The sequence below is a fragment of the Cryobacterium sp. CG_9.6 genome, assembly GCF_029893365.1.
Lineage (GTDB): Bacteria > Actinomycetota > Actinomycetes > Actinomycetales > Microbacteriaceae > Cryobacterium.
Genome location: NZ_JARXUZ010000001.1, coordinates 2,158,855 through 2,172,443, shown reverse-complemented (window position 1 = coordinate 2,172,443; position 13,589 = coordinate 2,158,855). Strand labels below are relative to the sequence as shown.

Genomic DNA, 13,589 nt, shown 5'->3' with positions numbered 1-13,589 from the left:
ATAACACCCATCGAAGGAGTTATCGTGACCATGGTCTCACAGCAGTTCAGTTATGTCATCGGGGTGGATACCCATGCCAAGACACACACGCTGGTCGCCCTCGACCATCTGGGCGGGAAACACGGCACCGCGCAAACATTCCCGACAACTCCGCCCGGACTCAAACGGGCTCAGGCGTGGATCGAACGCGAAACAACAGGGCCGGTTTTGGTGGCCATGGAGGGCACCGGGTCCTACGGAGCCCAGTTCTGCGACCTCCTGACGGCCGCCGGCGTGCGCGTCACCGAAACCAGGCCGCCCAAGCGCGGCGTTCGCCGGGCCGGCAAAACCGACCCCATCGACGCAGAGCACGCCGCCCGCTACGCCCTCGCCCTGCCAATGGAGCACCTCATCACGCCCCGCAACCACGCTGGGCACCACGCAGCCTTGACGGTGCTACTGACCGCGCGCGCCGCCCTCAAGAAGGCCCACAGCGCCTCCAACAACCGCCTCACAGCGCTGCTGCGCGGGTACGGCTTCGGCCTGGACGTTCGCCTGGCCCTCACAGCCGAGCAAATCAAAGTCGTCGCAGCCTGGCGCGCCCATCGAAACGATGACGTCGGCATGGTCACCATCCGCGCCGAGGCTGCCCGCGAAGCGCGAGAGATCCTCAGCCGTCAAGCCGAGCTCACGGCGAACGAGAAGGGCCTCCTCAAGCACGTGAAAGCCCTCGCCCCCTACCTGCTGCTTGAGCACGGCGTCGGCGCGATCGTCGCCGCGCAGCTGATCGTGTCGTGGTCGCACCAGGGACGCATCCGCTCCGAGGCCGCGTTCGCCCGCTTCGCGGGCATCGCGCCCATCCCCGCGTCATCGGGCAACACCATCCGCTACCGTCTGCACCGCGGTGGCGACCGGGCGCTCAACACCGCCATCTGGGTCACCACGTTCTACCGCTACCACCACGACTTGGCGACCGCCGCCTACGTCGAGAAACGGACGAAGGAAGGCAAGACACCCAAAGAGATCCAACGCGTCCTGAAACGCTACATCGCCCGGCACCTGTTCCGCGTCCTCGATAACCACACCACCTAAAACGACACCACCGCCCAGCGGACAGTGACCTGCCGCGGATATCTCGGACAGTGGGCCCTCTTAAAATGAGAGTTCACTGAAAGTAGAGATCAGCATGGCCGCAGCACGTAGGCGTTTCACCCAAGAGTTCAAAGACGAGCTGTGCCGCGAGGTGATCAATACCTCCAAACCGATCAAGGACGTCGCCACCGCATACGGCGTCGGGCCCGAGACGCTCCGGAACTGGCTCAACAAATACCGCGAGGCCAACGGCGGCACCGAAGCGGACCTGACAGTGTCGGAACGGGCCCGTCTGAAGGAACTCGAGCGGGAAGTTCAAGAGCTGCGGGCGGAGACCGCTTTCTTGAAAAAAGCCAGCGCTTACTTCGCGCGGGAGCAGCGGTAGTGAGCAAGTACGAGTACATCGACTCCCAAAATTCTGAGCCCACCAACCGGAATTCGGTGGTGAAAATGTGCCTCTGGCTGGCCGTGTCAACGTCCGGTTTCTACCACTGGGCGATCCGGCCGCAGTCCGCGACCGCGGCCCGGCGAGAGGCCCTGATCGCGCGGATTCAACACTTCTTCGAGGAGTCCGACGGCACCTACGGATACCGCCGAATCCACGCCGACCTCGCCGCGGAGCAGACCGAGTGCTCGCCCGAGCTGGTGCGGCAGCTTATGCGCCAGATTGGCCTCGTAGCCTGCCAACCACGGCCTTTCCGCATCACTACCGAAGCCGATGCCGAAGCGGCCGCCAACATGCCCGACCTCGTCAAACGCGACTTCACCGCCGACCGCCCCGGGGTGAAGTTCGTCGGCGATATTACCTACATCCATACCTGGCAAGGATTCATCTATCTGGCCACCGTCATCGACTGCTATTCCAAGAAGGTTGTCGGCTGGTCCATCGCCGATCACATGCGCACCGAGCTCGTCGCCGACGCCCTCCGCAACGCCGCTGCGACGACCGTGATCGAGGCCGACGCGATCTGGCATTCCGACCGCGGCAGCGTCTATACCTCGGCCGAATTTCGGGCTCTCGTGTCCGGCCTGGGGATGCGTTCCTCCATGGGCCGCACCGGCGTGTGTTGGGACAACAGCATGGCGGAAAGTTTCTTCTCGATGCTCAAGAATGAGCGTGTTTATCGCACCGCTTACGCCACGAAATCACAAGCTCGCAGCGACGTCATTCGCTACATCGAAGGGTTTTACAACAGCCGACGCCGGCACTCCGCTCTCGGTTACCGACGGCCCAATGAAGTCCACTATGGTTATCAGCAGCCAGCATTGGCAGCGTAGAAGAATCCACTAATTCCGCTGTCCGAAATGCCCGCGGCAGCTCACAGGCCATCTTCGACGGCCCGCCCGCCACCCTCACGCGCCCAAAAACACGCCACACGACTCACGAAACATCATCAAAAAAGACCTCAACAGCTTGACAACTCCCATAGAAGCGTCGAGACGCCGGCGAAGTGCGTGCCGGCTCCTCGACCAGCGGGAGGGGGAGCGCAGCCCGCGCATGCCCACCTTTTCGCTGGTCGAGCGCGAGCTTGCGAGTGGTCGAGATCGCGCACGGCTCACGGGGCCTCGAGACGCCGGCGAAGAGCGTGCCGGCTCCTCGACCAGCGAGAGGGGGAGCGAGGTGGCTGGGCGGGCCGCAGCGGCAGCGTGTGGGACGGGATTGTGGCGGTAGGCCGGGTCCGTGGGCGGCGAGAACAGGCGTCAGCTGGGCGCCTGGGAGCGCTGAAGAGGCCTGTCGGAGCCGATGCTGTGCGTGGAAATATTTACTAAGGTCACGAGTTTTAAACGTGAGTAAGTCTCGCTTTCTTGTTCTATTCAGGGTAAAATGGGGACATGTTCACGACGATGAAGTCCGGTCCCGAAGTGGTCGCTCTGCTGCAGCAGGCCAGTGACCTGATCGGTGACGCTCTTGATGGAGTGCACTTCACCCTCCTCGACGATGACGCCGCCCTCAACGTGATGGGAGCCCTCGAAGCGGTGGGCCGCCGGGTGGATGGTGGCCGCATCTGGTCCGCCGCCGACGTGGGCATGCGCGCCGAAACCAGTAGAGGCCATGACTCGTTGGCGTGGAAAAGCGGATGCCGCACCAAGTACGAACTCATCACCGGCATCACCCGGGTGTCCGCTTCCGAGGCGAAGAGGCGGATGCGTCTTGGTGGCATTGTCACCGGCACTGCGGCCGCCACGAGCGGCCTGCTTGGCCAGTCGGTTCCGGTGCGACACCCGGCCGTGGCCGAGGGACTCACGTCAGGGAACCTCGGCGTGGACGCCGCGGACGTGATTGTGGCGGCGTTGGAGCAGATCTCCTCCCGTGTTGCCCCGGACGATCTTGACCGGGCCGAGCGCGCCCTGGTCGCCTCAGCAACCGGAGCGATCACCCCGGAGACCGGGGGACTCCCCGGGGCAGGGATCGCGTTCTCGGCCGATTTGATTCGGGCGCAAGCACACGAGTGGGGCGCGATCCTCGACCCCGACGGCGTTGCACCGAGCGATGAGCAGACCGCCGCCACCAGCACTGTGGGGTTCGGACTCTTGAAGAACGGGTTGTATCCGTTACGGGGTGGGGTGACACCGGAACTGCGCGGCGTGATGAACGGTGTGTTCGCGACCTTCATTAGCGCCCACGCGGCACCGGCGTTCCCGTCGGCCGCGGATCAGGCCCGGATGGCGGCCGGGGAACTAATCCCGGGTGCCGAAGAGATCTGTGATGACCGCACCGGCGGGGAAAAGTGCGCCGACATCCTCCGGGCCGTGTTTGAAAAGACCGCACGAGATCCGAAAACACCCCGGATGGGCGGCGCGGCCCCGACGGTGATGGTGCACGTGAATGCTCGGGACCTGAAGAACGGGCGCGGCGTCGGGTGGATTGACGGCGTGGATGCCCCGATCAGTCTCAAGGCCGTGCAGGAGCGACTGTGCGCGGGCGGGTATCAGCAGGTGATCATTGGTGAGAACGGTCAGGTGCTGCACCTTGGGGAGAAGGAGCGGTTCTTCAGCCCAGCGCAACGCCGGGCGATTGCCGCCCGCGATGGGGGCTGCGTTATTCCCGGGTGCACCATTGCGGCCGCGTGGTGCGAGGTGCATCACGTCTTCCCGTGGCAGTTCAACGGACCCACAAATATTGATAACGGGTGTTTGCTCTGTTGGTACCACCACCACACCATTGATGCGTCCGGGTGGCAGATCAAGATGGTGAGCGGCAGACCCTGGATTCGAGGGCCCGTGCTCTTTGACCCCGGTCAAACGTGGCGACCAGCCGCTAGCCATCGGGCCAACACCCCCAGCACCGACCCGCCCTGGGCATCCGATAGCTAATGGCGAGACGGCTCACGGGGTCTCGAGACGCCGGCGAAAAGCGTGCCGGCTCCTCGACCAGCGAAGTGGGTGAGGCGAGCGAGCGCGAGGGTGCGAGCCCCATTTCGCTGGTTGAGCGCGAGCTTGCGAGCAGTCGAAACCTGGTGAGCCGATCTCGAGACAAGGTTGCGAGGTCTCGAGACGCCGGCGAAAAGCGTGCCGGCTCCTCGACCAGCGAAGTGGGTGAGGCGAGCGAGCGCGAGGGTGCGAGCCCCATTTCGCTGGTTGAGCGCGAGCTTGCGAGCAGTCGAAACCTGGTGAGCCGATCTCGAGACAAGGTTGCGAGGTCTCGAGACGCCGGCGAAAAGCGTGCCGGCTCCTCGACCAGCGAAGTGGGCGAGGCGAGCGAGCGCGAGGGTGCGAGCCCCATTTCGCTGGTTGAGCGCGAGCTTGCGAGCAGTCGAAACCTGGTGAGCCGATTTTCAGAGTCGGCTCACGGGGTCTCGAGACGCCGGCGAAAAGCGTGCCGGCTCCTCGACCAGCGAAGCGGGCGAGGCGGGTGAGGCGGGTGAGGCGAGGTGGGGCGAGGTGGGGCGAGCGAAGCGAAGCGGGCGAGGTGGGGCGAGCGAAGCGAAGCGAAGCGGGCGAGGTGAGGCGAGGCGAGACGAGGCGAGGCGACGAGGGCGGGAGGCGGGGAGGCGCCTCAAGCGGAACCCTCGGGCCGACCTTACGACCGGTTGGGACCCAAGACCGCTACGGAACCTGACGTTGTCTTGGCGAGGTACAGGGCGTCGTCGGCCTCATGAAGCAACGCGGACCCCTCTGCGTCGGCAGAGTCCGTCACGGTGAAGCCGATGCTGACGTGCACAGGAATGATCTGGCCACGGATCTCCCACGGTTGGCCGGCAGCAGCAACCACCCGAGCGGCCATCTCCTCGGCCTCCACAACACTTCCGATGTCCTCGCAGAGAATAACGAACTCATCTCCACCGAAACGTGCCACCGTATCGGTCGTGCGCAAAACGCCAGAAACACGCTTTCCAAGCTCGACAAGAATGTCATCGCCTCGCCCGTGACCATAGGTGTCATTAATGATTTTGAAGTCATCAATGTCGAGGTACATCACGCAAACCATTCCGTCGTTGCGCTCAAGTCTCGTCAGTGCCCCGGACAGGCGGTCACCGTACAGAACACGGTTAGGCAGTCCCGTGAGCGCATCCATCCGAGCAGACCTGCGGAGCGCAAGCACGGAACCCGCGAGTTTGCCCTGATGGCGCAAAATTTCGAGTTCGTCAGCGGAGAACGTTCGCGCACGATCGTCAAAGAGGGCTACGGTACCCAGCACCACACCATTATCGATCAGTGGTACCCCCGCGTATGATCCGATCGCGCCACTCAAGACCAACGGATTTAGCGAGTAGAGCGGATGCGAGGCAGCATCGGAAACCGTCAAGGCGCGACCCGTGTTAACCACCTCAGCACAGAAGGAGACCTCGTCCGCGAACAGCGTGCAGGCGGCGCCGACGCCGACTTCCGCAACATAGGTCTGCCTGTCCGCAGTCACAATATTTACCACGACAACCGGCACCGCGCATGCTAAGCGCAGGGTGGCGATCACGGCATCCAGGTCCGTCTCAGCAGTGCGTTCCAAATCGGCCTCGACGACGGCCTTCATGCGGCGCGGATCTCGGACTCCGGTGATGACAGCATCCGGCAGGACCGCCTCCTGAGCCGAGAGATCTACTGCTGCGGCCATGGAGAAATCCTTCGCTTAATCGAAGATGTACGGGAGAGTGGAATCCATCTTCGCTGGAGTAATTGTACTCGACCCCGCTTGACTCGCTCAGTTTCTCGGCGATGTCCCGTCGCGAACTCTCTATTGGGAAGCGGGTACTAGGCGCTAACGCGGGGGGACAGACGGTCGATAGTGGGCATTAACGCTTCGCTGGATGCGTTCGCTACCAGGGATGAGTTTTCATGATCGTAGTCACGCGGCTAAACGACAGCCAATTTGCGATCAATCCCGACCTGATCGAGCGTATTCATGCCAATCCAGACACCACGCTGGTCATGGTTGACGGCGCGAATTTTATTGTCACCGAGACGATCGACGAAGTGATCGAACGCATCGCGCACTACCGGGCACACGTCATTTCACTGGCCTATGATCCCGACCCCGATGAAGCCCCTCGCGGCCCGCGGAGGATCTGATGGATCCCGCAACCCTGGTTGGCATTGTCATCGCCTTTGGCGCCCTCTTTGCCATGATTACCCTCGAGGGATCGTACGTCAGCAGCATCCTGCTGCCGGCACCGATGATTCTCGTCTTTGTCGCGACCATCGCCGTGGGTATTGCGGGGGGAACAATTCAGGATGCCCTCCTCGCCTTCAAATCCCTGCCGCGCGCTTTCAAGGGCAAGACCACACCCCCTACGCAAATCATTGACCAGGTTGTGCAGCTTGCCGAAACCGCGCGAACCTCGGGACTGCTCTCGCTCGAGCAGGAAGCCGACAACGTCAACGACCCCTTCCTGCGTGGTGCCCTGCAGAACATCGCCGACGGTACGGACGGCGACGAACTGCGCATGCTGCTTGAAGACGAGATCTCCACTCGAGCCCGCAGTGATCGCACGGCTGCCAAATTCTTCACCAGCCTCGGCGGTTACGCACCTACCATCGGCATCGTGGGGACCGTGGTGTCGCTCACCCACGTTCTCGAAAACCTCGACACCCCCGACACTCTCGGCCCCATGATCGCCGCAGCCTTCGTGGCCACACTCTGGGGTCTGCTGTCGGCCAACTTTCTCTGGTTACCCATCGGTTCCAGGCTCAAGCGGCTCTCGGACCTTGAGGTGGACCGCATGACCCTGCTCATGGAGGGTGCACTCGCCGTGCAATCCGGAAGCCAGCCCCGACTTCTGGGTGAACGCCTTCGAGCCATGGTGTCGGCCGAGGCCCTGAATAAGTCCGGCAAGTCCGGCAAGTCTGGCAAGCCCGCTAAGTCCGGCAAAACCACCAAAGCCGGCAAAGCCGCACAGACCTCCGACGAAAACGACGACACCGATATCTTCCAAGCCGCATGAGCGTGCGCAGAAAACGTCGCGATTTTGGAGGTGACGACGACGAACATCCCGATGAGCGCTGGATGGCCTCTTACATGGACATGGTCACGGTGCTCATGTGCATGTTCATCGTTCTTTTCGCCATGTCGAGCGTGGACGCTGACAAGTTCGCTCAGCTACGCAATTCCCTCGCCACTGGCTTCGGCAGCGTGAACGTGGGCTCCATCGACACCGCTACGGGCGTCGTGGTGCCCGCCAACCAGGTGGATTCGGAAGAGGAAGCCTTTGCGGGCGCAGCACCCACTCCGTCACCCACCGATGTTGCACTGACCGATGTTGCACTGACCGATGCGACACTCACTGATGCACAACGTGCAACAGCCGAAGTAGACGACCTCACACGGATTGAAGCGCAAATCCATACCAACCTCCAATCGGCGGGCATGGACGAGCTCGTACAGTTCAACGTGGATGAGCGCGGACTCACCGTGGGCCTCGTGGGCTCCGAGACCTTCTTCGCACCGGACCAGGCCGACCTGAGCGCGGCCGCCATCGCGATCCTCGATGCCATGGCCCCGGTGCTGGTGGCCAGCGAGCGGGAGATCTCCGTGGAGGGCCACGCCGACAAGCACGGCCAAACAGTGAACTATGCCACCGACTGGGAGCTCTCGGCCGGGCGCTCCACCCGGGTGCTTCGGCGCCTTGTGGAACAGGGTGGCGTGCAGCAGGAGCGGATAGCCGCGATCGGCTATGGAGCGGCGCGGCCGGCATCCACTGGCTCGGCCTTGGCTGACATGGCCATGAACCGCCGAGTTGATGTCGTGCTGCTGTCCAACCTCCCGGACACCGTTCGCTCGCTGATACCCGGTGTGCTTGCCGGTGTAGTTCCGGCTGATAGCGCTGTAGCGGGGTAAGTACACACCACGAATACTCGCCGCAACTGCTCCTAACATGCCACCAGATGCTGCCGATAGTGCCAAACGTGACGGTCCAGGAACACGTACCGAGTGGTATGCCTGCAGCGACCCCGAAAACGGTGGAACTCTACGACTTTCGCCGCCCCACCACCCTCGCGCGTGAGCACGCGCGCGTTCTGGAACTCGCCTTTGAGACCTTCGCCCGGCAGTGGGGCACCCAACTAACTGCCCGCGTGCGCCTGCTCTGCCAGGTCACGTGCGACCAGGTGCTCATGCAGACCTACGACGAGTATGCGTCCGGACTGCCGTCGACGACCGCGATGGTGCTGTGCAGTATCGAGGGGATTGCGGCCAAAACCGTGATGCAGTTCCCCACGCGCGCAGCCCTCAGCTGGGTCGACCACATGCTCGGCGGTAATGGCACCAAAGCTGCCACAGCGGAACGCAAGTTCACTCCGATCGAACAGGCCCTCATTCGCCACCTGATCGAGGAGGGACTGGAAGACCTTCGTTATTCGCTCGGTGACCTGCTGCTCACCGATGTGGTGATGGACGGAATCCAGTACAACTCCCAGTTCGCGCAGGCAGCCGCCACGAGTGATCTCATGATTGTGGCCACGTTCGCCATTCGGGCCGGCGGTGACGCCCCCATTCGGGCCACCATCGCAATTCCCGAGAACGCACTCATGCCCCAACTCGGTGAAGCCAACCCCACAAGCTCTATCGAGAATGCCCGGGCGCTCCTCGAACACCAACTCACGTTCGTACCCGTCGACGTGTCTCTTCGACTGAACCCGATCCAGGTGCTGCCGAACCGCATTCTGAGCCTCGCGGTGGGGGACCTGCTCACCATTCCTCATCCCCAGCATCGACCGCTTGACCTGGTGGTGAACGGTCAGGTTCTGGCCACCGCCGCCGTGGGAGTCAACGGTTCAAGACTTGCCTGCATCGTGATCGACACCGAGGAGAAACCATAATGACTGACACCGGAGTGTTGTCCACCACCGCCGTTGATGCCCTGATCCGGGTGCTTCCCACTGGCGTGCCCCTGCGAGCCGTCGAGACGCACGGAAGCTCCGCACTGAGCGCCCGGGTGGGCTCGGCCGCCGTGGCCTCGTTCGTGGGGAGCACATCCGCTGATCTGGCCATTGTGCTCATGGACCCCACGGCTTTTGATGCTGCCGGTGGGTCACCATCCGGTCTCGTCGCGAGCCACGATGTGCTCCGTCCGTCCCTCGACAGCGCGGCCAGCGTGCTCGGAGTCGGCGTGCTCGGCGACACCCGCGTCGAAGACGCCTCGAGCCTTTTTACGGATGCCGAAACGCACGTTTTCGAACTCATCGGCGGCGGCGAGACGGTGGGCTGGTTTGCGCTTCGACTGCGCCGCACCGGAGCAACCCCCGGGGGAACCGCCAGCACCAAGGGAACCACTGCCTCAGCGGTGAGTAACCTCGGCCGCATCAATAACGTCTGGATGTCACTGACCGTCGAAATCGGCCACACGCGCATGCCCGTGCGCGAGGTGCTCTCCCTTGAACCCGGTGCCGTCATCGAACTCGACCGTTCGGCCGGAGCCCCGGCCGACGTCATGCTCAACGGGCGCCTCATCGCGCACGGTGAGATCGTGGTCGTCGATCAGGACTACGCCATTCGCATCACGCAGATTCTTGACGTGGTTGAGGCTAACTCCTGACATGGAAACCGTGATCGTGGCGCTGCGGGTGGTGCTGTCCCTCTCCGTGGTTTTGGCATTGCTCTGGTACATGCAGCGTCGCTTCACCAAGGGAGTTCGCGCGCGCGGCGGAGCCAACCTTGTTACCGTCGTGGGCCGACAGGGGCTCGGCCAGAAGGCATCCGTCGTGGTTGTCGACATTGACGGCCAGCGCCTGGTTCTGGGTGTGACCGAGCAGTCCGTGACCGTGTTGCACGGCAGTGAGACGCCGGTTCCGGCCGAGGGCCACGCCGCCTTTGCGCGTTCTCTGACCGTGGCCAGCACCGTCGGGAATGCCCACGAGAGCACCGACATAGCGCCACCGCTCGAATTCCGCCCACGCCGCAAGCCCGCACCCGCCGGGGCGCTCGGCGGATCGATTCTCTCTGCCTCCACCTGGCAGCAGGCCGCAGCCGTGCTTCGGCAGGGTCGGTGAGCACCCGGGCCACGACGCCGGCTCCGCCGCACGTCCCCGCCCCGCCGAAGCCAGCAGGCCTGTCCTTTACTCTCCGGCTCTGGCTGCTGATTGCCGCGGTTGTCGTGATCACCGTAGCCCTGCTCTGGTTCACCGCTTCCACCGGCCAGGCACTCCCGGTCGATCCGAAAATGCCCAACGACCCGACGACCCCCACCGACCCCACCGCACCCGTAGATCCCAGCGTGGGCGGCGGCGGGCTGACGATCGACATCAACGGGCCGAATGGAGCCCCATCCTCGGCCATTGTGACCATCGTGGGGATCACGCTGCTCTCGGTGGCCCCGGCTCTGCTGCTCATGATGACGAGCTTTACCAAGATCTTCGTCGTGCTGGCCATGACACGCAACGCGCTGGCCCTGCCGTCGATTCCTCCCAACCAGGTTCTCGCCGGACTTGCCCTGTTTCTGTCGCTGTTCATCATGGCGCCGGTGCTCACGGAGATCAACACGCTCGCGGTTGCACCGTATCTCGACGGAACGACAACGTTCGCGGATGCCCTCGCGGCGGCATCCGCTCCACTTCAACAGTTCATGATGGGCAACACGCGTGAGGAAGACCTTGCCCTGATGACCCGCGCCGCGGATCAGGAGAACCCGGCCAGCCCCGACGACGTGCCGCTGCTCACGCTCATTCCCGCCTTCATGATCTCCGAGCTGCGCGCCGCGTTCATCATCGGTTTTGTCATCTTCATTCCGTTCCTCGTGATCGACATCGTCGTCTCCGCGGCGCTGATGTCGATGGGCATGATGATGCTCCCGCCCGTGATGATCTCGCTGCCCTTCAAGATTCTCCTATTCATCCTGGTGGACGGCTGGGGCCTCATCATCACGTCGCTTGTCGGCAGTTATCGGCTCTGATGGATACCAACGCCGTCCTCGACATTGGCCTGCAGGCCCTCATGCTCGCCGCCAAGCTCTCCGCCCCGGTGCTCGTGACCGCCCTCGTAGTGGGTTTCGCCATCTCGCTGCTGCAGTCAATCACTCAAATTCAGGAGGTAACACTCTCCTTCGTGCCCAAAGCCGTTGCGGTCTCGATCGCCTTGATCGTCACCGGTCACTGGATGATCTCCGAATCTGTTGCCTTCACCTACGCAATGTTCGACAAAATTCCCGGCCTGATCGGCGGCGGGTAGGTGGAATTCACCCTGAACTTCGCCTGGATTGAAGCGGTGATGCTGGCCAGCGTGCGCATGGTCGCGTTTCTCGTGATCGCACCCCCGTTCTCGTACAAGGCGTTCCCGGTGCGCATCAAAGCCATGCTCGCGATCGGTCTTGGCCTGGCCGTGTCCCCGCGCGTCGCGGCCACCTACCAGTCGCTCAATACCTCGGGCTTCTTCGGAGCACTTGTGCTCGAGCTCCTCGTGGGCGCTTTACTGGGGTTCCTCGTGTACGTGATCTTCGCCGCCGTGCAGTCCGCCGGCGGCCTGATCGACCTCTTCAGCGGCTTTCAAATGGCTCAGGGTTACGACCCGCAAGCCATGGTGAATGGTGCGCAGTTCACCCGCCTGTTTCAGATGACGGCCCTCGTTCTGCTCTTCACCTCGGGTGGGTATCAGCTCATCATCGGCGGACTGGTGCGCTCCTTCAATGCCCTCCCGCTGGGCGGCGGCATCGACATGGCCACCCCCGTTCAGATGCTCATCTCCTCGGTCAGCCAAATGTTTCTCGCCGCCGTGCAGATTGCCGGCCCTCTCCTCGTGGTGCTTTTTTTGGCGGATGCCGGCCTCGGCCTCATCACCCGGGTCGCCCCCGCCCTCAACGCGTTCGCCCTCGGGTTTCCGCTCAAGATTCTGATCACGCTCATTTTGGCCGCCACCGTCTATGTGGCGCTGCCACGCATCGTCTCGTCACTGACCGGTCAGGCCGTTGACGCACTCATGGGGGTGGGGTAGATGCCCGAGCCCGATTCCGGCGAAAAGACCGAACCGGCAACACAGAAGCGCATGAAGGAGGTGCGTGGCAAGGGCCAGCTCTCCAAGTCTCAGGACGTGACCGCGTGGCTCGGTGTTGGCGCGGCTGCACTCATGATTCCGGTCACCATCCGGTTGGGTGCCGAGGCCGGTACGGACCAGATGATCACAGTTGAGAACCTGATTCGGAATCCCGATCCACGTGAAGCAGTCACCGCCCTTGGTGACGGGATGGCCTCGATGGCTGGTGTGCTCACCCCCATGCTGGTGGCCGTTGTTTTTGCGGTGCTCGCGGGCGCGGCACTCCAGGGCGGCATCCACTTCAAAAAGTTTGAGGGCAAATTCGAACAGTTCAACCTGGTCACGGGCCTGAAGCGCGTCTTCGGTGGTCAGGCGCTCTGGGAGGGCGTGAAATCGCTCCTCAAGACCGCGGTGGTGGGAATTGTGCTCGTGGTGGTGATTCAGGGGCTGATGCCCGTGCTCATGACGGCTGGCGGGCTGCCGGTCATGGAACTCATTGGTGCGGCCGGCGACGGTGCCGGAGCGCTCCTACGCACCGCCGTCGCAGCAGGCCTCATTCTGGCGGTGGCTGACGTGTTCGTCGTGATGCGACGCAACCGAAAGAAAACAATGATGACCAAGAAGGAGGTGACCGATGAAAACAAGGCCTCCGAAGGAGATCCACTCATCAAATCGCAGCGCCGCGCACGCCAGCTGGCCATGAGTCGCAACCGCATGATCGCCTCGGTGACGGATGCCAATGTCGTGCTCGTGAACCCCACCCACGTGGCCGTAGCCCTCAGCTATGAGCCCGGCAAATCTGCCCCCCGCGTCGTGGCGAAGGGTGTGGGGCACATCGCCACCCGCATCCGCGAACAGGCGGAAACCGATCATGTGCCCATCGTTCAGGACATTCCGCTCGCCCGGGCCCTGCATGCGGCGTGTGAAATCGGAGAAGAAATTCCGGTGGACATGTACAACTCGGTGGCCCGAGTGCTCGCCTTCGTGATGGCTCTGAAGACCCGCGGTGCCGGTGGTGGCGTGCACACCATGACGAACCCGGCAGCACCTCATCAGCCCACACCCCGCCAGCCCACACCCCCAATTCCCACCAGACAACCCCTTGTCGCAACCGGAGGCAACTGAC

General features: G+C 63.1%; 15 protein-coding genes. 14 read left to right on the top strand and 1 reads right to left on the bottom strand.

Features of this window, described 5'->3' with window-relative positions:
* The first annotated feature begins 30 nt into the window (after positions 1 to 30).
* The 4 genes from H4V99_RS09990 to H4V99_RS09975 all read left to right on the top strand — a co-directional run bounded on the left by H4V99_RS09990 (position 31) and on the right by H4V99_RS09975 (position 4,928).
* Positions 31 to 1,071 carry an IS110 family transposase gene (locus tag H4V99_RS09990; protein WP_280680058.1) on the top strand — a complete coding sequence of 347 codons (1,041 nt, stop codon included), beginning with the start codon at positions 31 to 33 and terminating at the stop codon, positions 1,069 to 1,071.
* 94 nt (positions 1,072 to 1,165) lie between these two features.
* A protein-coding gene (locus H4V99_RS09985) for an IS3 family transposase (protein ID WP_280676597.1) occupies positions 1,166 to 2,349 on the top strand; the annotation gives its coding sequence in 2 pieces (ribosomal slippage) (positions 1,166 to 1,427 and positions 1,427 to 2,349; 1,185 coding nt in all).
* Between the two features lie 555 nt (positions 2,350 to 2,904).
* Positions 2,905 to 4,386 carry an HNH endonuclease signature motif containing protein gene (locus tag H4V99_RS09980; RefSeq protein WP_280677873.1) on the top strand — a complete coding sequence of 494 codons (1,482 nt, stop codon included), beginning with the start codon at positions 2,905 to 2,907 and terminating at the stop codon, positions 4,384 to 4,386.
* A complete protein-coding gene (locus tag H4V99_RS09975; protein ID WP_280677871.1) occupies positions 4,386 to 4,928 on the top strand; it encodes a hypothetical protein in 543 nt (180 codons plus the stop codon). The genes H4V99_RS09980 and H4V99_RS09975 overlap by 1 nt, the downstream gene beginning before the upstream one ends.
* A 164-nt stretch (positions 4,929 to 5,092) precedes the next feature.
* Here H4V99_RS09975 and H4V99_RS09970 read toward each other — a convergent pair whose 3' ends face one another.
* On the bottom strand, positions 5,093 to 6,121 hold the full coding sequence (locus H4V99_RS09970; protein WP_280677869.1) for a sensor domain-containing diguanylate cyclase: 1,029 nt from the start codon (positions 6,119 to 6,121) through the stop codon (positions 5,093 to 5,095).
* Positions 6,122 to 6,342: 221 nt separating this feature from the next.
* Here H4V99_RS09970 and H4V99_RS09965 point away from each other — a divergent pair, with 221 nt between their 5' ends.
* The 10 genes from H4V99_RS09965 (at position 6,343) to H4V99_RS09920 (ending at position 13,588) form a co-directional block, all read left to right on the top strand.
* Positions 6,343 to 6,576: a flagellar FlbD family protein gene (locus H4V99_RS09965; protein ID WP_280677867.1), complete on the top strand. Its 234-nt coding sequence runs from the start codon at positions 6,343 to 6,345 to the stop codon at positions 6,574 to 6,576.
* On the top strand, positions 6,576 to 7,448 hold the full coding sequence (locus H4V99_RS09960; protein ID WP_280677865.1) for a MotA/TolQ/ExbB proton channel family protein: 873 nt from the start codon (positions 6,576 to 6,578) through the stop codon (positions 7,446 to 7,448). The genes H4V99_RS09965 and H4V99_RS09960 overlap by 1 nt, the downstream gene beginning before the upstream one ends.
* The gene (locus H4V99_RS09955) at positions 7,445 to 8,341 is read left to right on the top strand and encodes a flagellar motor protein MotB (RefSeq protein WP_280677863.1); all 897 of its coding nucleotides are present in this window, start codon (positions 7,445 to 7,447) and stop codon (positions 8,339 to 8,341) included. The genes H4V99_RS09960 and H4V99_RS09955 overlap by 4 nt, the downstream gene beginning before the upstream one ends.
* A gap of 98 nt (positions 8,342 to 8,439) precedes the next feature.
* Entirely contained in the window at positions 8,440 to 9,321 is an 882-nt protein-coding gene (locus H4V99_RS09950) for a flagellar motor switch protein FliM (RefSeq protein WP_280677861.1), read from the top strand.
* Complete coding sequence (gene fliN, locus H4V99_RS09945; RefSeq protein ID WP_280677859.1) at positions 9,321 to 10,037, top strand: flagellar motor switch protein FliN; 717 nt, start codon at positions 9,321 to 9,323, stop codon at positions 10,035 to 10,037. The genes H4V99_RS09950 and fliN overlap by 1 nt, the downstream gene beginning before the upstream one ends.
* 1 nt (position 10,038) lies before the next feature.
* Positions 10,039 to 10,491, top strand: coding sequence for a flagellar biosynthetic protein FliO (locus H4V99_RS09940; protein WP_280677857.1), 453 nt, complete (start codon positions 10,039 to 10,041; stop codon positions 10,489 to 10,491).
* The gene (gene fliP, locus H4V99_RS09935) at positions 10,488 to 11,390 is read left to right on the top strand and encodes a flagellar type III secretion system pore protein FliP (protein ID WP_280677854.1); all 903 of its coding nucleotides are present in this window, start codon (positions 10,488 to 10,490) and stop codon (positions 11,388 to 11,390) included. Before H4V99_RS09940 ends, fliP begins: the two co-directional genes overlap by 4 nt.
* Positions 11,390 to 11,665, top strand: a complete 276-nt coding sequence (fliQ, locus tag H4V99_RS09930) for a flagellar biosynthesis protein FliQ (RefSeq protein WP_280677852.1) — start codon at positions 11,390 to 11,392, stop codon at positions 11,663 to 11,665. The genes fliP and fliQ overlap by 1 nt, the downstream gene beginning before the upstream one ends.
* Positions 11,666 to 12,424, top strand: coding sequence for a flagellar biosynthetic protein FliR (locus tag H4V99_RS09925; RefSeq protein WP_280677850.1), 759 nt, complete (start codon positions 11,666 to 11,668; stop codon positions 12,422 to 12,424). It begins immediately after the preceding gene.
* Complete coding sequence (locus H4V99_RS09920; RefSeq protein WP_280677848.1) at positions 12,425 to 13,588, top strand: EscU/YscU/HrcU family type III secretion system export apparatus switch protein; 1,164 nt, start codon at positions 12,425 to 12,427, stop codon at positions 13,586 to 13,588.
* Position 13,589: the final 1 nt, after the last annotated feature.

Excerpts from the sequence above, each read along its gene's own strand:
- H4V99_RS09950 (WP_280677861.1), top strand. The coding sequence starts at position 8,440 with ATGCCTGCAGCGACCCCGAAAACGGTGGAACTCTACGACTTTCGCCGC.
- H4V99_RS09960 (WP_280677865.1), top strand. The coding sequence starts at position 6,576 with ATGGATCCCGCAACCCTGGTTGGCATTGTCATCGCCTTTGGCGCCCTC.
- fliQ (WP_280677852.1), top strand. The coding sequence starts at position 11,390 with ATGGATACCAACGCCGTCCTCGACATTGGCCTGCAGGCCCTCATGCTC.
- fliN (WP_280677859.1), top strand. The coding sequence starts at position 9,321 with ATGACTGACACCGGAGTGTTGTCCACCACCGCCGTTGATGCCCTGATC.
- H4V99_RS09990 (WP_280680058.1), top strand. The coding sequence starts at position 31 with ATGGTCTCACAGCAGTTCAGTTATGTCATCGGGGTGGATACCCATGCC.
- H4V99_RS09970 (WP_280677869.1), bottom strand. The coding sequence starts at position 6,121 with ATGGCCGCAGCAGTAGATCTCTCGGCTCAGGAGGCGGTCCTGCCGGAT.
- H4V99_RS09975 (WP_280677871.1), top strand. The coding sequence starts at position 4,386 with ATGGCGAGACGGCTCACGGGGTCTCGAGACGCCGGCGAAAAGCGTGCC.
- H4V99_RS09920 (WP_280677848.1), top strand. The coding sequence starts at position 12,425 with ATGCCCGAGCCCGATTCCGGCGAAAAGACCGAACCGGCAACACAGAAG.
- H4V99_RS09955 (WP_280677863.1), top strand. The coding sequence starts at position 7,445 with ATGAGCGTGCGCAGAAAACGTCGCGATTTTGGAGGTGACGACGACGAA.
- H4V99_RS09965 (WP_280677867.1), top strand. The coding sequence starts at position 6,343 with ATGATCGTAGTCACGCGGCTAAACGACAGCCAATTTGCGATCAATCCC.
- H4V99_RS09940 (WP_280677857.1), top strand. The coding sequence starts at position 10,039 with ATGGAAACCGTGATCGTGGCGCTGCGGGTGGTGCTGTCCCTCTCCGTG.
- H4V99_RS09980 (WP_280677873.1), top strand. The coding sequence starts at position 2,905 with ATGTTCACGACGATGAAGTCCGGTCCCGAAGTGGTCGCTCTGCTGCAG.